The sequence below is a fragment of the Bradyrhizobium sp. Arg237L genome, assembly GCF_029990105.1.
GTDB lineage: Bacteria > Pseudomonadota > Alphaproteobacteria > Rhizobiales > Xanthobacteraceae > Bradyrhizobium.
On record NZ_JAQMIL010000016.1, the window covers coordinates 117,221 to 136,201 of the forward strand.

Annotated in this window: 16 protein-coding genes; 11 read left to right on the forward strand and 5 right to left on the reverse strand. The window is 63.5% G+C overall.

Features of this window, described 5'->3' with window-relative positions:
- Positions 1 to 117: 117 nt before the first annotated feature.
- Together OZ411_RS12590 and OZ411_RS12595 are read left to right on the forward strand one after the other, a co-directional pair.
- Positions 118 to 1,050 carry an efflux RND transporter periplasmic adaptor subunit gene (locus OZ411_RS12590; RefSeq protein ID WP_130581981.1) on the forward strand — a complete coding sequence of 311 codons (933 nt, stop codon included), beginning with the start codon at positions 118 to 120 and terminating at the stop codon, positions 1,048 to 1,050.
- A complete protein-coding gene (locus OZ411_RS12595; protein ID WP_282528190.1) occupies positions 1,050 to 4,193 on the forward strand; it encodes an efflux RND transporter permease subunit in 3,144 nt (1,047 codons plus the stop codon). Before OZ411_RS12590 ends, OZ411_RS12595 begins: the two co-directional genes overlap by 1 nt.
- Before the next feature lie 2 nt (positions 4,194 to 4,195).
- Here the strand turns inward: OZ411_RS12595 and OZ411_RS12600 are convergent, their stop codons facing one another.
- A complete protein-coding gene (locus OZ411_RS12600; protein WP_282528191.1) occupies positions 4,196 to 4,870 on the reverse strand; it encodes a Crp/Fnr family transcriptional regulator in 675 nt (224 codons plus the stop codon).
- Positions 4,871 to 5,090: 220 nt separating this feature from the next.
- On the opposite strand from OZ411_RS12600, the gene OZ411_RS12605 reads away from it, so the two are divergent.
- Positions 5,091 to 7,106 (forward strand): AsmA family protein, encoded by a 2,016-nt coding sequence (locus OZ411_RS12605; RefSeq protein ID WP_282528192.1) that lies wholly within the window; start codon positions 5,091 to 5,093, stop codon positions 7,104 to 7,106.
- 762 nt (positions 7,107 to 7,868) lie between these two features.
- Positions 7,869 to 8,054, forward strand: coding sequence for a hypothetical protein (locus tag OZ411_RS12610; RefSeq protein WP_282528193.1), 186 nt, complete (start codon positions 7,869 to 7,871; stop codon positions 8,052 to 8,054).
- Between the two features lie 2 nt (positions 8,055 to 8,056).
- Here OZ411_RS12610 and OZ411_RS12615 read toward each other — a convergent pair whose 3' ends face one another.
- The gene (locus OZ411_RS12615; protein ID WP_282528211.1) at positions 8,057 to 8,488 is read right to left on the reverse strand and encodes a DUF1772 domain-containing protein; all 432 of its coding nucleotides are present in this window, start codon (positions 8,486 to 8,488) and stop codon (positions 8,057 to 8,059) included.
- 57 nt (positions 8,489 to 8,545) lie between these two features.
- On the opposite strand from OZ411_RS12615, the gene OZ411_RS12620 reads away from it, so the two are divergent.
- Entirely contained in the window at positions 8,546 to 8,848 is a 303-nt protein-coding gene (locus OZ411_RS12620; RefSeq protein WP_349017006.1) for a hypothetical protein, read from the forward strand.
- A 325-nt stretch (positions 8,849 to 9,173) separates the two neighbouring features.
- Entirely contained in the window at positions 9,174 to 10,676 is a 1,503-nt protein-coding gene (drt5, locus tag OZ411_RS12625) for an antiviral reverse transcriptase Drt5 (protein WP_282528194.1), read from the forward strand.
- Between the two features lie 161 nt (positions 10,677 to 10,837).
- On the opposite strand, the gene OZ411_RS12630 is transcribed toward drt5, so the two are convergent.
- Entirely contained in the window at positions 10,838 to 11,245 is a 408-nt protein-coding gene (locus tag OZ411_RS12630) for a type II toxin-antitoxin system VapC family toxin (RefSeq protein WP_282528195.1), read from the reverse strand.
- The gene (locus tag OZ411_RS12635) at positions 11,242 to 11,502 is read right to left on the reverse strand and encodes an AbrB/MazE/SpoVT family DNA-binding domain-containing protein (protein WP_282528196.1); all 261 of its coding nucleotides are present in this window, start codon (positions 11,500 to 11,502) and stop codon (positions 11,242 to 11,244) included. Before OZ411_RS12635 ends, OZ411_RS12630 begins: the two co-directional genes overlap by 4 nt.
- 165 nt (positions 11,503 to 11,667) lie before the next feature.
- Between OZ411_RS12635 and OZ411_RS12640 the strand changes: the two genes are divergently transcribed.
- Positions 11,668 to 12,555, forward strand: coding sequence for an HlyD family efflux transporter periplasmic adaptor subunit (locus OZ411_RS12640; protein ID WP_282528197.1), 888 nt, complete (start codon positions 11,668 to 11,670; stop codon positions 12,553 to 12,555).
- Between the two features lie 99 nt (positions 12,556 to 12,654).
- Here OZ411_RS12640 and OZ411_RS12645 read toward each other — a convergent pair whose 3' ends face one another.
- Positions 12,655 to 13,491, reverse strand: coding sequence for a caspase family protein (locus tag OZ411_RS12645; protein ID WP_282528198.1), 837 nt, complete (start codon positions 13,489 to 13,491; stop codon positions 12,655 to 12,657).
- Between the two features lie 381 nt (positions 13,492 to 13,872).
- On the opposite strand from OZ411_RS12645, the gene OZ411_RS12650 reads away from it, so the two are divergent.
- The 4 genes from OZ411_RS12650 to OZ411_RS12665 all read left to right on the forward strand — a co-directional run bounded on the left by OZ411_RS12650 (position 13,873) and on the right by OZ411_RS12665 (position 18,803).
- Positions 13,873 to 15,600: a hypothetical protein gene (locus OZ411_RS12650; protein WP_282528199.1), complete on the forward strand. Its 1,728-nt coding sequence runs from the start codon at positions 13,873 to 13,875 to the stop codon at positions 15,598 to 15,600.
- A 161-nt stretch (positions 15,601 to 15,761) separates the two neighbouring features.
- A complete protein-coding gene (locus OZ411_RS12655) occupies positions 15,762 to 16,487 on the forward strand; it encodes a thermonuclease family protein (RefSeq protein ID WP_282528200.1) in 726 nt (241 codons plus the stop codon).
- A 110-nt stretch (positions 16,488 to 16,597) separates the two neighbouring features.
- On the forward strand, positions 16,598 to 17,428 hold the full coding sequence (locus OZ411_RS12660) for an LssY C-terminal domain-containing protein (RefSeq protein ID WP_282528201.1): 831 nt from the start codon (positions 16,598 to 16,600) through the stop codon (positions 17,426 to 17,428).
- Between the two features lie 187 nt (positions 17,429 to 17,615).
- Positions 17,616 to 18,803 carry an aminotransferase class V-fold PLP-dependent enzyme gene (locus OZ411_RS12665; RefSeq protein WP_282528202.1) on the forward strand — a complete coding sequence of 396 codons (1,188 nt, stop codon included), beginning with the start codon at positions 17,616 to 17,618 and terminating at the stop codon, positions 18,801 to 18,803.
- Positions 18,804 to 18,981 lie beyond the last annotated feature (178 nt).

The window sequence follows — 18,981 nt, forward strand, 5'->3', positions numbered from 1 at the left end:
ATTTTAAGGGTAAGATGCGTCTCGCACCCCTGCGGGACGCATTTGTTTTAGCAATAGACTTCAAACAATTCGAAGCGTTCTGCTTCAGCTAAACTTCAGGTCTGGATCGATCCGGCGATGAAATTCTCCGAATACCTAAAGCCTGTGCTCGGAACAGTTTTTGTCGTCGCACTTGGCGCCGGCTACTACTGGTTCGAGCATCGCCCGCGTCCGGAGGAGAAGGAGACGCCAGGCCAGGCGCTCGTCGTCGTCACCAAATCCACCAATGCCTGCTTCTCCGACATGGTCCGCGTCACCGGCTATATCGTGCCGCGTCGCGAAGCGCAGGTCGGCGTCGATCAGGAGGGCTCCAAGGTCACCGATGTCTTTGTCCGTGAGGGCGACACCGTGACCGAGAACCAGGAACTGGCACGGCTGACCCCGCCGCCGCAGCAACAGCAACAGACAGCCCAGGGCGGCGGACGCGCAGCATCGCTTTCCCTGCGCGCACCGGCCGCGGGCCTGGTCACGGAGGTGCGGACCGCCGTCGGCGCCCCAGCCTCGCCGCAGGCCGGACCAATGTTCCGGATCGCGATCAACAACGAGATCGAGCTGGAAGCCGAGGTGCCGAGCATTCACCTGCTGAAGCTCAATCCGGGCGCAACCGTCCGGATCAGCCGCGACGATGCGCCCGACATGGTCGGCAAGGTGCGGCAGATCTCGCCGCAGATCGACCGCAACACCCAACTCGGCCGTGTCAGGATATCCCTCACCAACAATCCCTCGCTGAAGGTCGGCATGTTCGCCCGCGCCAATATCGACGCCAAGCGCTCTTGCGGCGTCGCCGTTCCGCGCACTGCGATCGACCGCCTCACCTTGCAGGTCGTCAAGGGCAACACGATCGAGACGCGAAAAGTGCGGGTCGGGCTGACCTCGGACACGTCAACGGAAATCCTTGAGGGCCTCGACGTCGGCGAAACCGTCGTCGCCGATGCTGGCACCTCGCTGCATGACGGCGACCAGATCAAGATCATGTTCGCCGACGAACTCGAGCGCACGCGGACACGCTAATGGCTTTGAATATCTCGGCTTGGTCGATCCGGAACCCGCTGCCGTCGATCGTCTTCTCGATCATCCTGCTGGTGCTGGGCTGGGTCTCCTTCACCAAGCTTGCGGTGACGCGGCTGCCGAGCGCCGATATCCCCGTGATCTCGGTTGCGGTGTCGCAGTTCGGCGCAGCACCGTCGGAACTGGAAGCGCAGGTCACCAAGACGATCGAAGACGGCGTCTCTGGCGTCGAGGGCGTGCGCCACATCTCCTCTTCGATCACCGACGGCCTCTCAGTGACCACGATCCAGTTCGCGCTGGAGACCAATACCGACCGCGCGCTGAACGACGTCAAGGATGCTGTCACCCGCGTCCGCGCCAACCTGCCGCAAAACGTCACCGAGCCGCTGATCCAGCGCGTCGACGTCATCGGCCTGCCGATCGTCACCTACGCCGCGATCTCACCCGGCAAGACGCCGGAGCAGCTTTCCTATTTCGTCGACGACGTGGTCAAGCGCGCACTGCAGGGCGTGCGCGGCGTCGCCCAGGTCGAGCGCATCGGCGGTGTCGAGCGCGAAATCCTGGTTTCGCTCGATCCCGACCGGCTGCAGGCGGCGGGGCTGACCGCCGTCAATGTCAGCCAGATCCTGCGCGGCACCAATGTCGACCTCGCCGGCGGCCGCGCCGAGATCGGCAAGAATGACCAAGCAATCCGCACACTCGCCGGCGCCAGGACGCTGAACGAACTCGCCGGCACCATGATCCCGCTGTTCGGCGGCGGAGAGGTGCGGCTCGATGATCTCGGCACGGTGACCGACACCATCGCCGACCGCCGCACCTTCGCCCGCTTCAACGGCGAGCCGGTGGTCGCGCTCGGCATCAAGCGCTCCAAGGGCGCGAGCGATGTGGTGGTCGCCGCCGCGGTGCAGAAACGGATCGATGCGCTGAAGGCCGCCTACCCCGATGTCGATCTCAAGCTGATCGACACCTCGGTCGAATTCACCAAGGGCAATTATGAGGCGGCGATCTCGACCTTGTTCGAGGGCGCGATCCTCGCCGTCATCATCGTGCTGTTGTTCCTGCGCGACCTCCGCGCCACCATCATCGCCGCGGTCTCGCTGCCGCTATCGATCTTCCCGGCGTTCTGGGCGATGGACCTTCTGGGCTTTTCGCTCAACCTCGTCAGCTTCCTGGCCATCACGCTCTCGACCGGCATCCTTGTCGACGATGCCATCGTCGAGATCGAGAATATCGTGCGCCACATGCGCATGGGCAAATCGCCCTACCGCGCCGCGCTGGAAGCAGCCGACGAAATCGGGCTTGCGGTGATCGCGATCTCGCTTACCATCATAGCGATCTTCGCGCCCGCGAGTTTCATGTCGGGCATCGCCGGCCAGTTCTTCAAGCAGTTCGGCATTACGGTGTCGGTGCAGGTGTTCTTCTCGCTGCTTGCAGCGCGCTTCGTCACGCCGATGCTGGCTGCTTATTTCCTCAAGCATCAGGCGCACGAGGAACCGCCGCCGGGTCGGGTGCTGCGGACCTATCACAGCCTGGTCACCTGGTCGGTGAAGCATCATTACATCACGGTGGTGATCGGCTTTGCCGTCTTCGCGGCATCGATCTGGAGCATCAAGCTGTTGCCGCAGGGATTCCTGCCGGCGCAGGACACCGCGCGCTCGCTGCTGGCGATGGAGCTGCCGCCGGGCTCGCAGCTTGCGCAGACCGAGAAGGTGACGGAAGAGATCGTCGCGCGCCTGCGCAAGCGGCCGGAGGTGAGAAGCATATTCGTCGACGGGGGCCGGGTTCCGCCGGGCACGCAGGAAGTGCGGCGCGCCGCGCTCATCATCAACTACACGCCGAAGAACGAGCGCAAGATCACCCAGCGCGAACTCGAGCTCTCCATCAGCAACGAGCTCGAGAACGTCCCTGACATTCGCTACTGGTTCCTCGACGAGAACGGCCTTCGCGCGATCTCGCTGGTCGTGACCGGCGTCGACAGCAACATCGTCAACAATGTCGCAAGCGAGCTGGCGACGCAGATGAAGCGGATCCCGATCATCGCCAACGTGATCTCGGAAACCGCGCTCGATCGTCCCGAACTGCGCATCCGCCCACGCTCCGAACTGGCGGCGCGGCTCGGCGTCTCCACCGAGAGCCTGTCGCAGACGATCCGCGTGGCGACCATCGGCGATGTCGGCCCGGCGCTGGCAAAATTCGATGCCGGCGACCGCCAGGTGCCGATCCGCGTCCAGCTCGAGGATAGCGCGCGCAGCGACCTGCAGATGCTGCAGCAATTGCGCGTGCCGCTCGGCCAGCGCGGCGAACGCGGCGGCGTGCCGCTGTCTGTTGTCGCCGACATCCAGCTCGACCAGGGACCGACCAGCATCAACCGCTACGACCGCGAGCGGCAGGCCACGGTCGCGGCCGACCTCGTCGGCAATGCCGCGCTCGGCGATGCCACCAAGCAGATCTACGAGCTGCCGGTGATGAAGAGCCTGCCGAAGGGCGTCAAGGTGAGCCCGTCGGGTGACGCCGAAAGCCTCAACGAGCTTTCGGATGGCTTCGCCACCGCGATCACCGCCGGCCTGATGATGGTCTATGCCGTGCTGGTGCTGCTGTTCGGCACCTTCCTGCAGCCGATCACCATCCTGTTCTCGCTGCCACTCTCGATCGGCGGCGCGATCGCTGCGCTGCTGCTCACCGGCAAGCAGCTCACCACGCCGGTCTGGATCGGCATCCTGATGCTGATGGGCATCGTCACCAAGAACGCGATCATGCTGGTGGAATTCGCCATCGAGGCGATCCACGCCGGCCAGCGGCGCGAGGAAGCGATGATCGACGCCGGCATGAAGCGCGCGCGCCCGATCGTGATGACGACCGTTGCCATGGTGGCCGGCATGATGCCGAGCGCGCTGGCGGTCGGCGCCGGCGGCGAGTTCCGCTCGCCGATGGCGCTCGCCGTGATCGGCGGCCTGTTGTTCTCGACGGTGCTGTCGCTGGTGTTCGTGCCGGCAATGTTCATGGTGATGGACGACGTCGGCAACGTGATCTGGCGCTTCGGCAAGCGGCTGATCGTCTCGCACGCCGACGAGGAACCGCCCTCCGACCACCACGGCGAGCCGCCGGCCAAGCAGCCGCCGACGATGGTCTCGCCAGCAGCGGAGTAGTTCTACTCATTTCTCGCCATCGCGGTCAGCTTGGGCATGTCGTGCAAGAGGATCCGCCCGCGCTGCAGGTCCAAGATGCCGTCCTTGCGCCAGAGCTGGAGTTGCCGGTTGACGCTTTCGCGCGCGGCGCCGACGACGATGCCGAGCTGTTCCTGCGAAATGTGGACTTCGGAACCGGAGTCCGACGCCAGCGCGCAGAGCCGCTTGGCGAGGCGGACCGGCAAGGGTTGCTGCACCGATTCCTCCATCCGCTCGCTCATCCAGCGGATGCGCTGGCAGAGCAGCTCGATCAGCTTCACGGCAACCTTCGGCTCGCGCTCGAGGAAGGAGAGAAAATCCTTGCGGCGCAGCACGAACAATTCGCTTTCTTCACCGGCAGTTGCGTCCGCGGTGCGGTCCTGACCGTCGAGGACGGCGACCTCGCCAAAGAGGTCGCCGGGGCCCATGAAGTTGAGCGTCAGCCGGTTGCCGTCGGAGGCGCCGGTCTCGATGCGGATCTGGCCGCGCCGGACTCCGAACAGGGCGTCACCGGCATCGCCCTTCTGGAACAGCACCTCGCCCGCCTGAAGGTGCTGGGTGTGACAAAGGCCCGCAAGTCGCTGCAATTCGTCCGCCCCCAAATCGGCAAACATCGGATTCATCTTCAAAATGACCGCAAATTCGGCCTGTTTGCTCATTGTAATGCCTCCCACAATAACCTCCCGAGCGGCTTGCCTGCAGCCCGGATTAACAAAATTCACCCCCATGGAAGTGTGCCATAAGTCACATATGTTTGCAGCTGCGGCGGATTATTTTCGGCCGCTTTGAGCGGAAACCTGTTTCCGGGATAAACTTGTGGGGTCGGCTGCGCTGTGGCGCGGCGAGTAGCGTGACGTTTGCGCGGTCTGGAATGTCGAGATGAGAGCACTGAAAATCGCAGGCGCCGCGATCGGAGCCGTGATCGTCGTCATCGCGCTGCTTGCCGTGATCGGCATCCCCTCCAGCTTCCTGACGTCGGCGATCCAGGAGCGGGTCGAGCGCGAGACCGGCTATCGGCTCGCCATCAATGGCGGCGCCAAGATCAACCTGTGGCCGTCGCTCAACATCGCACTGAACGATATCGCGCTGCAGGATCCGAAGGACCGCGAGATCAACAACCGCCTGACCGCGAGTAGCATCCAGGCCGATGTCACGCTGGCGAGCCTGTGGTCGGGCCAGCCGCACGTCACCGACCTCGTGATCGTGCGGCCGATCCTGATCATGCCGCTGCAGCGCGTGCGCGAGCCCAATCCGCCCGCAAAGAGCACAGCCGCCGGCACCGGCGAGGCCACATTCGGCATCGCGCATGTCAGCGTCACCGGCGGCACGATCGTGTTCTCCAATGTGCGCGATCGCGTCGAGAGCCGGATCGAAGCCGTCAACGCGGATGCGACCGTCGGCAGCGACCGCAAGATCGTCATCAGCGGCAATGCGAGCGGCGGCGGCCAGCCGCTGAAATTCGACATCAAGGCGACCGCCCCGGCGGCGCCGACCGAGCGGCAGAACATCCCGACCGAAATCGCCTTTGAGGCGCCCGGCCTCTTGCAGGCGCCACTGTCGGCGCGAACCGAGGTGCGGCTCAACGGCGCGGTGGTGATGTTCAACGGCGTCACCGGCACGCTCGGCGATGGCGCGTTCAACGGCTGGGCCTCGGTCGATATCGCCAGCAACAAGCCGCTGGTGAAACTCGATCTCGACTTCCAGCGGCTGTCGGTGGCGATGCAGCGCGGCCAGCCGGGCACGGCCGCCCAGCCCTGGAGCAACGCCTCGTTCGACCTCATCGGGCTGAATTATGTCGACGCGCAGGCGAAGATTTCCGCGGCCGAGCTCAACATCGGCGATGGCCGCTTCGGGCCGGCGGCAATCGAGGCGACGCTGATGAGCGGCATCTTGAAGGCGCGGCTCGCCAATCTCGGCGCTTATGAGGGCAACGCCAATGGCGATCTCGTCATCGATGTTTCCACCAGCAATCCGACCTACGCGCTCGGCGCCGATCTCAACAATGTGCGGGCGCTGCCGCTGCTGCGCAGCCTTGCCGATTTCGACAAGCTCGACGGCAGGATGCAGGCGAAGATCGCGGTGCGCTCCTCCGGCAACAGCCAGCGCGCGATCATGGGAAATATGAGCGGCACGGCCTTCGCCGTATTCCGGGACGGCGCGATCCGCGGCCTCAACGTCGCGCAGATGATCCGCTCGCTGACCACAAGCCCCCTCTCCGGCTGGCAGGAGGGCGATCAGCTCGCGACGGATCTGAGCCAGCTCTCGGCCTCCTTCAAGATCGACAAGGGCCAGGCGGTCACCACCGATCTCAATTTGATCGGCCCGCTGGTGAAGATGACCGGCGTCGGTACCATCGACCTCGGCACCAAGATGATCGGCTTCCGCGTCGAGCCGAAGCTGGTGCTGACCACCGAGGGCCAGGGCCGCACCAGCGATCCGGTCGGCCTCGGCATCCCCGTGATGATCGAGGGGCCGTGGGATGGCCCGCGGATCTATCCGGAGATGCAGGGCATCCTCGACAATCCCGAGGCCGCCTATGCCAAGCTGCGCGAGATGGGCAAGGGCCTGTTCGGACCGAACGGCGTCAATCTCGGCGGATTGTTCGGCGGCAGCCAAGGCAGCGGAACCGGCACCCAGGGCGGCAGCACGAACGGCCAAGGTGGCGGGCTGCTCGGCGGCCAGCTTGGCGAGACCATCGGCAACCTGATCCAGCAGGGCCTGAACAGCGGAGCGCAGCCACCGCGCCCGAGCCGGAGTATCCCACCGGCCTCGGCCCAGCCGCAGCAGTCCGAGCCGCAGCCCCAATCCGCCGCGCCTCCGCCGCCGAACGATAGCGGCGAGACGCAGGACAGCCAGGCGATGAACGAGGTGCTGCGGCAGCTCTTCAACCGCTGACGCGCCCCGAGATTCGACTTTCAAACTGCCACTCCCAAACAGCCACTCCGTTGTCATCGTCCGGCTTGACCGGACGATCCAGTATTCCAGAGGCAGCAGTGCTTGAGCCGAGAAGGCTGCCGGATACTGGATGCCCGCCGGAGCCTGTCATCGGGCTCGCCGAAGGCGAGTCCCGGTGGCGGGCATGACGGTGGAGTGTGGGTATGCATCCGCATTCTCGCGGCACGAACTGCCCGAGCTTTGCGTCTATTTCACCCGTCTCGAGAAAGAGAGGGCGCAGGGAAGGCCGGGTGCCGATTGCACCCGTGGGCCCCGTGCAACAAAAAGCACGGGGGTAGGACCACAGGTCAACCGGAGCAACGCCGGCCTTCCCTGCGCAATGGTTTTAACGGTTTCCTTCGTGCTCTCCCCGGTGACCGGGCTTTCTTGCCACCGTCACCCTTAGGGATGTTTCCATCCCCCAGGACTTAGCGCCAGCGTCGGGGCGCCAGGACCACACGACTTCGCCGTCCGCGTTGGCTGGCGTTCGTCGTGCGCCAGCCCTCGCGTCCACCGCATCCCGCCGCGCGTTCGTGACGATCGCGATCCGCCCCTCTTGCCGGGCGGGACGGCGGATTTATAGGGGTGATTTGGGGTGAAACCGAAGCGGTTTATTTTCCGCTGATGGCCTGGACGAGGCAAATCATATTGATTTAATTGCGATAATTCGCTTCGCCGCGCAATGCGCAGGGAACTTTTGGTCGCCTCGCGCGTTCTAGCTGCATGTCAGACTCATACACACCCCGTGAGAAGCCAACGCCGGAGCAGCGCAAGGCCAGAGAGGCCGAGCGACGGCGCGATGCAGAGCAGGCCATGCGGGACCATCAGCTCGCGCAAGAGGCCTTTCAGAAAAATCGCGAACGGCTGAAAGCCGAGCGACTGGCGCGCGAAGCAGCGGATCAGAAATAGCGCTATCTGTTAATCGCGAGCGCTAGATAGATCGCGCTTGCCGCCAGACCCAGCGCGGTGCGCACCGCATGCATCCAGCCCCAGGAGACGACGAGCGCGCGCGACTCGCTATTGGCCTGTTCGGCCGGCCACGCCGCGAGCCGCTTATTGGTCGGCAGCATCACCAGCAGCGTGTAGGGCCAGTTCGCCAGCATCAGCACCGCCGCGACCGACCATCGCCAATCCTGCAACTGCCAGCTCGCGAGAAATCCAAGCAGCGCCGAGATGACGGCAAGGCTCGCCTGCATCGCAAAGCCGCGCGCATAACTCGGCTTCCATTGCCGCAGCAGGCTCGCATCGTCGAGCAAAAGCCGCGCCGGCTGCTCGGCGACATTGATATAAAACGCCGCCCCGGCAAACGCCGCCGCGGCAACAAGGGCGAACAGTCCGGCCACCATTGTTCTCTCCACAGCAAAGCCAACGCGCCCCTCTCAATATGGATGCATGTTGACATGCAGCAAGCTCCCTCGTCCGACCGCGAAACCGACGCGCCGACGCAACTGATCCTGGAAGCATTCCGCCTGAACGGCGGCCTGATCACGGCCGGCGACCGTCTCGTCGCCGACCTCGGCCTGACCAGCGCCCGCTGGCAGGTGCTGGGCGTCATCGCGCTCTCGCCAACGGTCGAGCCCGTCGCCCGCTCCATGGGCCCTGCACCGCCAGGGCGTGCAGCCCTTCGTCAACGAACTCGTGGCCGAAGGCATCGTCGCCCGACGACAACCCCAACCACCGCTGCGCTAAACTGGTGCGGCTGACGAAAAAGGGTGAGCCGCGCTATAGGGCTGCGGAGCGGAGGCAGCTGCCGTGGGCGAAAGGACTAGTGAGGGAGGTCGGGGTGAAGGCGACTGTCTCAGCACGCGCGGTGGTTAAGGCAATGCGGGAGAGATTGGAGGCGGGGAAGCTTGGGGGATTGAGTACCCTCCAGTTGGGCGACCTAAGCTTACTCTTCACTCGTTCGCGTCCGTCACATCAGAGACAGACAACACGCGAGAAAGAGACATACGACCTTCTTTCAGGTTTTTTCATGCATCCGAACCTATATAACGACACAACATACGCAACCGTGACGGGAGCAGCGAGTTGAACAAGACGGTCGTTAGACGCCCGCCGTACTCTGCAAGAGAATTCTTTCTAGACGACCTACCGCGTACGCTCTTTCCCCTAGCAACTAACAAGATTTTGGTCGAGAAGGGCGCAACCGAATTAGTTGCGTATGCTGAGGGTCTAATAAGGAACGGCAATCCGTTTCTGCCGCAGCGCCGCGTGCACGCAAACAAAGATGCTCTGCACCTTCGTCGAACGGTAAAGCTGGACGCGGTCGCCGAATACTACCTTTACCATCTGATTCACAAGTACCGCAGTAAATTTCGAAAGCCGCACAGAAAGACCCGCCAGCACTTTGGCTATCGTTTTGAAGGTGGGCGTCCGGTGTCACCATCAAAGAGCTATGCGGACTTCAAGGCCGCGATATGGGACGGCACGTTTCGAACCGAGGAGTATATCTCCTTCGACGTCTCCAACTATTTCAACGGAGTCTATCACCATGACCTCCACGCATGGTTTGCGGCGCTTGGCGCAGAGGAACAGGATGTCGCTGCATTCGGAAAGTTCTTCAGAGAGATAAACGCCGGGCGGTCCCTAGATTGCCTACCGCAGGGTCTCTATCCGGCAAAGATGATCGGCAACGACTTTCTGCGTTTCATTGAGGATGCCTCTGCTGTGCGCGCGGATCTCGTCGTTCGTTTCATGGACGATATTTATTTGTTTGGCGACAACCTAGATCGTCTAAAGGCTGATTTCGCCGAGGCTCAGCGACTACTCGGCCTCAAGGGTCTATCTGTCAATGCGAGCAAGACGCGAACAGGTGGATTGACTCAACCAGATGAATCAGAAGAGCACCTCAGCGAGTTGAAGAAACGTCTCCTAAAAAGGAGACGTCACCTCATCATTTCGCACTATGATGAGGAAGAATTTGAGGAAGACGATGAAGAGGACGGCGCTACAGCGCTCGACGAAGAGGAAATTCGCTTCATCCTGTCATTGCTTAATGAGGGAAGCTTATCTGAAGAAGATGCTGAGTTGATTCTAGTCGTAATGCGAGATCATGTGGAGCTAGTAGAACGCTATTTGCTGCAATTTGCCCGAGAATTTCCTCACCTCGCGAAGAACTTTTGCGGCTTATGTGCGGATGCGCGCGATAAAGAGGCTGTGGCCGAGGTGATCATCACTGTAGTGAAAGAAGGAGATCACATCAGCGAATATCAGTTGTTTTGGTTTGGAATGATGCTCGAATCCTATCTACTTGAGACAAAGAAAGCTCCTGACATCATCAATGCTCTTTATCGCCATGAGAGCGCCACTGACATCTCACGTGCGAAGCTTCTCGAGATTCGCGATTTGCGCTACGGCTTGCCAGAGATGCGGGAAGCATTCCTGAGAGAAGGTCGCTCAGACTGGCTAGCATGGGCATCGGCGGCAGGATCCCTGGGAATGGACAAGCAGGCGAGAAATTATCTTCTTGACTACTTCAAGAACGGCTCTGAAATGAACCGACTGATCGCGAGCATCCTTCAAAAGGCCTGATGCTTAGCTTTTGGGAATACCTTTGGCAGTGATCAAACGTGTCAGCTGCCGCTCCAGAATTCCGCTGATCAGACTCAAAGTCGTGAAGGTGGCCCGATGCAAAGGAAGATGTCACGACAGGCTGGCTGCTGGTCGATCCGCCGACACCGGTCCCCTAACCATCAACTCGCCCAATCCACCAGGATCAATCCCGGCACGCGCGAGAACTCGCGCGTGTTGAGCGTCACCAGTGCGGCGCCGCGCCGGCGTGCTTGCGCTGCGATCAGATAGTCGTAATGGCCGATCGGTGTACCCTTGCTTTCCAGTTCGGCGCGGATTTCGCCGGCGTGCATCCCGTCGTCGGTTTCGAACGGGAGGACATCGATGCCTAGGCCAAGAAACCGTTCGAGCAGGCGTTCGTTATGCTCGCGCCGGCCGCTCTTGGCGAAGCCGTAGCGCATTTCGAACAGGGCAACGATCGGCAATGCAACCGGAGTGCCCGCCCGTATCTGTTCTCCGAGCCGATGGCGAAGTGATGAACTTCGCCCGTTCACGATCCAGATGACGATGTTGGTGTCGAGGCAGATCATTCGTCAAAGAAGACGCGCGGATCCGGTTCGGCCGGCGGCTCGTCCGGGATGCCGTCCGGCAGAAAATCCTTTGCCCCGAGCGCGTCGAGCTCGGCCCAGAACTTGTCGAGGTCTATGGGCTGCTTCTTGATCGGCTCAAGGATCACCTTATCGCCAACCCTGCTGACGCGCACCTCACTGCCCTCGAAGCGAAACTCCTTGGGCAGGCGCACGGCCTGGCTGCGTCCATGCATGAACAATTTGGCAGTTGCGCTCATAGTAGCTTTCCTCGCAACTTGGTATATACCATTCGGTATATACTGGCGAGGAACTTATCCATCAATGGATGAAAGGCTGGACCGGCCGAGCAGAAAGCCAAACCCGTCTTGGCGCCTTCCGGGGCCACTGATATCCGATGGGACTGAAACCGGGAACGAAATGTCATGCGCCTCCCCGCCCGCTCCGTTATTCCCACCCTTCTCTTCGCCACCTTCGTCTCCGCAGCGACTACCCTGCCCACCCTCGCCGCCGAGGAGCCCGAGTCCCCCAAGGGCGCGACCGTAACCGTGCTCAAAGCCTCAAAAACCTGCTTCAACAACATCGTCGAGGTGTCCGGGATCATCATGCCGCGGGAGGAGACGCAGGTGCGGCCGGAGCGGTTCGGGCTGAAGGTGGCGGAGGTGATGGCGGATCCGGGGGATAACGTTACCGCGGGGCAGATGCTGGCGCGGCTGAACCTGCCGGAGGGCGGGCAGCTCAACATCACCGCGCCGGTGGCGGGGACGATCTCGGCCTCGAGCGCGATCGTCGGCACGATCGCCGGCGGCAAGGGCGAGGCGCTGTTCTCGATCATCGCGCGCAACGAGTTCGACCTGATCGGCATGGTGCCGACGCGCGACCTCGGCAAACTGCAGGCGAACCAGACGGCGTCGATCAAGGTCATCGGCGCCGGCGACATGGACGGCAAGGTGCGGCGGGTGGCGCCGACGGTGGAGCCGAACAGTCAGCTCGGCCAGGTGGTCGTCGGCATCAACGCCCCCCGGCGGCTGCTGGTGAATTCATCCGGCCGCGCGCAGATCAAGACCGGGCAGAGCTGCGGCGTCGCGGTGCCGCTGACCGCGATCCTCTATGGCACCGCCGGCACCGTGGTGCAGGTGATCAAGCGCGACCGCGTCGAGACGCGGCGGGTGGAGACCGGGCTGATGCAGGCCGGACAGGTCGAGATCCGCGAGGGCGTGCAGGAAGGCGACATCGTGGTGGCGCGCGCCGGGGCCTTGCTGCGCGAGGGCGATCCGGTGCGGGCGGTGATGGCGAGCGCGGAGGGGAAGTAGGGACGGATAGAGGCGAATGGCGAATAGGGAGTAGCGAATAGGGAAGAAGCGTCAGCCTCTTCCTTCCCTATTCGCTACTCGCCACTCGCTATTCGCCACTTAGCCACCTAAGCGAATATCTTCCAGCAGCGACGACGACACTGACGGGACCTGCTCGCCTTCGCTGGCGCGGGAGATCGAGATCCGGGTCTTGTTGAAGGCGGACTCGATGCCGCCCTGGGTTTTCAGATTGCTCAGGAGCTCGGAGACCAGCACGCTGTTCGTAGCCTTGGATTCCTCGGTGACCTTGCCTGGCGTCGCCGACGATATCACCAGCGTGTTCTCGGGCGGGCTGATCGGGGCGAGGCCGTGGCTGTAGGAGCGGAAGCGGCGCTCATAGGGGTTGCGGCGGGAGGCATCGAGCACCACGAGCTTGGCCTTCGCGCCCTTCTCGTCCATCGCGGCCAGCACCTGCTCGACGCTGAGGCCGTCGCGGCGGACATCGCCTTCCTTCCAGATCGCAGCATCGACCGGGAGCATGAAGCTCTCGCGGCCGGCCTGCACGCCGAAGCCGCCGAAGAACAGCATCACCACGGTATCCGGCCCGACCTTCGCCTTCAGGCGGTCGACGGCGCGGCTCATGTCGTCCCTGGTGGCGTCCTCGACGACGTCGACATCGAAGCCGCTTGCGCGCAGCGCCGCGCCCAGATCGCGGGCGTCGTTGATCGGCTGCTGCAGCGGGTGGTTGGCATCGGGGTAATGGCCGTTGCCGATGATGAGCGCGACGCGGGACGCCTGCACGGGCACGATGCTCTGCTCGGTCGCGACAGCCTTCGGCGCTTCCAGCGGCCGCTTGTTCAGCGCAGCATGCGCGCCGATCGCCAGCGACACCATCGCAACGCAAGCGGCGGCGACGATGAGCGTGCGATCGGAAAGGGAGAGCTGCCTGAGCTTCATGCGTTTCTGATCCCAATCGTTGACGAAGGCGCGACTGTATAGTCGCGTCAAAACCGTCTGTGGTTTTAGGGGTTGCCTGATCGAGTGCCGTCAGATTGTGCTCAATTTGCGGCACCGCAACACAGAAACCCTTAACCTGCGTAGCCTTCCGGGGCAACCTGATTCGGCCTTCCGGTCCTAACCGTAATGCGCCGGAGGTAGGATTGTGCCAAAACACGGCGATGTGTGTGATCTGCGTCACATTTGTGTTTTCCTCGATTTTGTGCTGCGATTCAAAGGTTTGCAGGGGGCTTCTGGGTGGGGCCTCCTTGGATGCGCAGGATTTTTCGGAAACGCCCGGTTCCGGGCTGTTCCGGATCATGCGTGCCAGAAAGGGGTGGCATGGGTTTTCATGACATTGCCGGAGCCGTGTGCCGGGCGCTCACGGTGCGGAAGGACGGGCCGTCGCTTTATGACATCTGTGACCCGCTGCTGCTGAAATATCGCGGCGGGGATGCGCATTTGGGGAAATTTTATCGGACCGCGATCGGCAATCCGGCGCTGCGCGGCCTGTTGCGGCGGACCGGCCTGCCGGCCTTGCGCGACGGCGCGCAGCTTGGCGCGCTGCAAGCGGCCTTGAGGGAGGCGCGCGATGCCGAGGCGCCGGACTGGGCGGCGATCGGCACGCCTGTCGCTGCGCTGATGGAAGGTATCGACGTGCGGCATCCGGTGCCCGCCGCGGCGGCGCCGGCGCGGGCGCCTGCGGGCGCCGAGATCGAGCGTGTGATCCGGGCCTGCGGCGCGCATCTGCTCCGGTCCTATGCGAAGAACGGTTTCATCCCGACCTATGCGGCGTTCAATCTGATCGGCGATGCCGATATGGGCGGGCGCGAACTGTTGATGGCGCTGAGCGGGCTGAACTCGCGCGGCTACAAGAATTCGACTCTTCTCTTCAACCTCGCGCGCATCTTCATCGCGCATTCGCCGGCACGCGCATTGATCAACCCGCCCTGGCGCGGGATCGCCGAGCCGATGTGGCAGCCGATGCAGATCCGCCACCGGTCGGCCTATTACGACGCGTTCTTCACCGAGGCGCTGCTCAGCTTCGTCGAGACCGGGCTTGCGTCCGGCGCGGAGACCAGCGCGGCGCGCGGGGCGATCGCCGATATGGTCGACTTCTGCTTGCGGATCAGCGCCGAGGAGGTGCCCTCGCATGACGGCTCGACCGTGAACGTGATCACGGCGCTGGCGCCCCTGCCGCATCCGCGCTTCTCGCGCTTCTTCGCCCAGATCAAGCAGGATCTCGGCTTCGGCATCTATGTGCCTGATTGCGACACCACCGCCTGCTCGTTCTCAGCGGCGACGCAGGCCGGCAGCGAGCATCCGATCCTCAAGCAGCCGCTCCTGGATTTCTATCGCGGCTACCAGGTGCGGAGCGGGGCGAACGAGCCGCGCGTTACCGTGCCGCTCAACGACAATATCGATTACGAGGGCGGCGTCGTCACCTGGATCGACAATCTCGCCGGCGACCGTCCCTACGGCAACGACCTCGACCCGACGCTGAATCTCGACATCCTCGAGGTCAGCTTCCGCAACCTCAAGCGCTGGCGGATTCTTGAAACCCCGCAGCGATTGGAGACGGTGCACCGCATCATCGACTTCCAGCGGCGATTGGTGGAAAGCGGCGCGTTCAGGAAGCCGCGCTCGCATATCTATTATCTGCCGGAGCTCTACTCGGCCTATTTCGGCCGCTGCTACGCCGCCTTCATCGCGCTGCCCTTGGCGGCGCAGCGCGTGATCGACCCTGGCGGGGCGTTCGCGATGATCCGCGCGCAGGTGCTGCTCTACGTCCAGCAGGAATTGATCGCCTATGAGATGAACGCGTTCGACGCCGCGCTGGCGCTGATGGCGCTGGCGCATCTTGGCGCCGAGGTCGCGACGTTCACGCCGGCGCTGCACTGCATCGTCGCGAGCTTCGGCGAGGGCGGCAGGCGCTCCCCGTACAAGGCCTATGAGTGGAACAAGATGAAGACGCCGACGCGGATCCTGGTCGGCGGGCCTGAGGTGACCTCGGCCTTCGTGCTGATGGCGCTGGCGCTGGCAAGACGGCGAATGGCGAGTGGCGAGTAGCGAATGGGGAACGTGGCGCATGGTTGGACCTTCCCCTATTTGCCACTCGCTATTCGCCATTCGCCGCCAATGACGCGAAGTTGAAAAGGCTGCGGCGTTCGCGCTACTGGTTTGCTTGCCCGAATCTCCGCACAATTGCTCGCCAATCCGTGAACCTGCCGATGCGATCGCTGCTCCTCACCGCCGCCCTCCTGCTGTCGCCCGCGCTGGCGCAGGCCGCCGACGTCACCGGCGTGCCGAAGATCCGCGAGGGCGACCAGATCCAGATCGGCACCACCCGCATCCGCCTCGGCGGCATCGACGCGCCCTCCACCGACCAGCTCTGCCTCAACACCCACGGTGAGCGCTGGACCTGCGGGGTCGCCGCGCGCGACGAGCTGATCAAGCATGCCGGCGGCAAAAGCTGGACCTGCCATACCCGCGGCACGACCGACCGCCGCGGCCGCCTCCTGGCGCGCTGCGAAGTCGAGGGGCAGGACATCCAGAGATGGCTGGTCGCCAATGGCTGGGCGCTCGCCTATACGCGCTTGACGCACGATTATGAGGCCGACGAGAAAGCCGCGCGCGAAGCCAAGGCCGGGATGTGGCAGGGCGCCTTCATCGCGCCCTGGGACTGGCGCGTCCGCAACAAGAAGACGCCGATTTTGGGCGCCGTGAAGCCGCCGGAGAACGCCCGCAGCATCCTGCTCGCCTCCGCGTCCGGCCCCGTCGCGCCCTCGCCCGACTGCACCATCAAGGGCAACGTCAACACCTCGGGCGAATGCATCTATCACACGCCGCAAAGCCGCTGGTACGCCAAGATCCAGATGAAGATCGCCAAGGGCACGCGCTGGTTCTGCTCGGTTGAAGAAGCCGAAGCCGCCGGCTGCCGCGAGACAAGGCGGTGAGCAGGCTCTGGATTCTTGTTTTGACGCGTTTTCTTCACGCGAACCGGTGTCCACTTCGCTCGAAAACGCTTTAGACTAGCCGCGCAACCTCCGTTCGAGAGCGCGGCACAGTGACAGAGCTCGACAAGGCGCAACCTTCGGCGCGGCGGGGACGGGTCCGGCGCATCCAATTGCTGCTGGCGCTGACGGTCGCGATCTACGCGCTTGCCGCCTATCTCGTGCTGCCGGCATTGTGGACCCATCACGAGCACCAGAAGGGTCTTGCCAACCTGCCGATGGTGACGCGCACCGCGCAGGGGATTCCCGGCGATCCCCTGAATATCGGATTGATCGGCGACAAGTATGACGTGGTCTGCGCCATGCATGCCGCCGGCTGGTATCCCGCCGATCCGATCACGCTGAAATCGTCGATCGAGATCGTCGGCAGCGTGCTGCTCGATCGCCCCTACCGCGACGCGCCGGTCAGCAATCTGTTCTATCTCGGCCGGCGCGAAGACCTCGCTTTCGAGAAGCCGATCGGAAACAGCGCCGATCGCCGCAACCATGTCCGCTACTGGCAGGTGCTCGACAAGGGCGAGGAGGGCCGGCCGGTGTGGCTCGGCGCCGCCACGCAGGATCGCAGCGTCGGCGTCAGCCACTATACCGGCGCGATCACGCACCACATCGGTCCCGACCTCGACGCCGAGCGCGCCCTGCTCACGGCCGACCTGGAAAAGGCCCGCATGGTGACGGCAAAATATCAGGTCACCGGCATCGGCCCGACGATTGCCGGCCGCAATGGCGGCGGCGACCTCTATTACACCGATGGCGAGATCTGGATCCTGACGCTGGTGGAAGCATGCAAGCCGCGCGATGGCCCGGCGACGACGATCCCGAGCCCGCCCGCAGTCGAGATCAAGGATCAGATCTGGCATGCGGTCGCCAACGCGATCGGAAAATAACTTGATCACACGTCATTGCGAGGAGCGAAGCGACGAAGCAATCCATGCCGCCGCAAGTGGCGAAATGGATTGCTTCGCTTCGCTCGCAATGACGGCGTCGATCAAATATGATTGTCGCTCTTGAATCTCCCGTCGCCATCCTGCATGCAAAGCCCGTCTCCGTGACGCAGCCATAAGGAACCCAACAATGACCGTTCGCGCGGGCCGGGAATTTCTGGCCATCCCCGGCCCCACCACGATGCCCGACGAGGTGCTGCAGGCGATGCATCGCCCGGCGCTCGATATCTACTCGGCAGAGATGGTCGAATTGACCGAGAGCCTGCTGCGCGATCTCTCAACGCTGTTCGCCACCAAGGGCAAATCGTACATCTATATCGCCAACGGCCATGGTGCCTGGGAGGCCACGCTCTCCAACGTGCTGTCGCGCGGCGACAAGGTGCTGGTGCTGGAGAGCGGCCGCTTCGCGATCGGCTGGGGTCTTGCCGCATCCGCGATGGGCGCCGAGGTCGAAGTGTTGAAGGGCGACTGGCGCCGCGCGATCCGCCCCGCAGAAGTCGAAGAGCGGCTGCGGCGCGACAAGGAGCACGCGATCAAGGCGATCCTCGCGGTGCAGGTCGACACCGCCTCCGGCGCCTATAACGACATCGAAGCGATCGGCAAGGCGATCAAGGCGAGCGGCCATCCGGCGCTGTTCATGGTCGATACCGTGGCTTCGCTCGGCTGCATGCCGTTCGAGATGGACGCCTGGGGCATCGGCGTCGCGATGTCCGGCTCGCAGAAGGGCCTGATGACGCCGCCGGGCCTCGGCTTCGTCGCGGCGAACGCGCGCGCGCAGGAGGTGCACAAGCGCGCCAATCTGCGCACGCCCTATTGGGACTGGACCGAACGCGAGGGCACCGAGCACTATCGCAAATATGCCGGCACCGCGCCGGTGCATCTGTTGTTCGCCTTGCGCAAGGCGATCGACATGCTGAATACCGAAGGGCTGGAGAATGCGTTTGAGCGCCATCGCCTGCTTGCCGAAGCGGTGCGGCGCGCGGTGGCGGCGTGGGCCGAGCGACAGGTACTCGGCTTCAACATCACCGAGCCTGCCGAGCGCTCGAACACGGTGACAACCGTCACCATGAACGGCCACGACCCGGCGGCGCTGCAGCGCTATTGCAAGGAGAAATGCGGCGTTGTGCTCGGCACCGGCATCGGCGACCTGCACGGCCAGGCCTTCCGCATCGCCCATATGGGCCATGTCAACGCGCCGATGATTTTGGGCATCCTCGGCGTGGTCGAAGTCGCGCTCAACGCACTCGGCATTCCCCACGGCAAGGGCGGAACCGAGGCCGCGATCGAATGGCTCGGCGAAAGCGTGCGCGCCGATTGACCTTGTAGCCCGGGTTGCGCTTCGAGACTGGGTAAGAATTTTTTCCGCCCGGATTACAGGGCACAGGCGAATGCCGGGCGGATTTTGGCTCGGAGACGCGGCCTGCAGGTTTGGAGCCGGTCGACGATGACGGCGAGGACGGTGACAAGCAAGATCGTCCAGTTTGGACGGCGCTTGG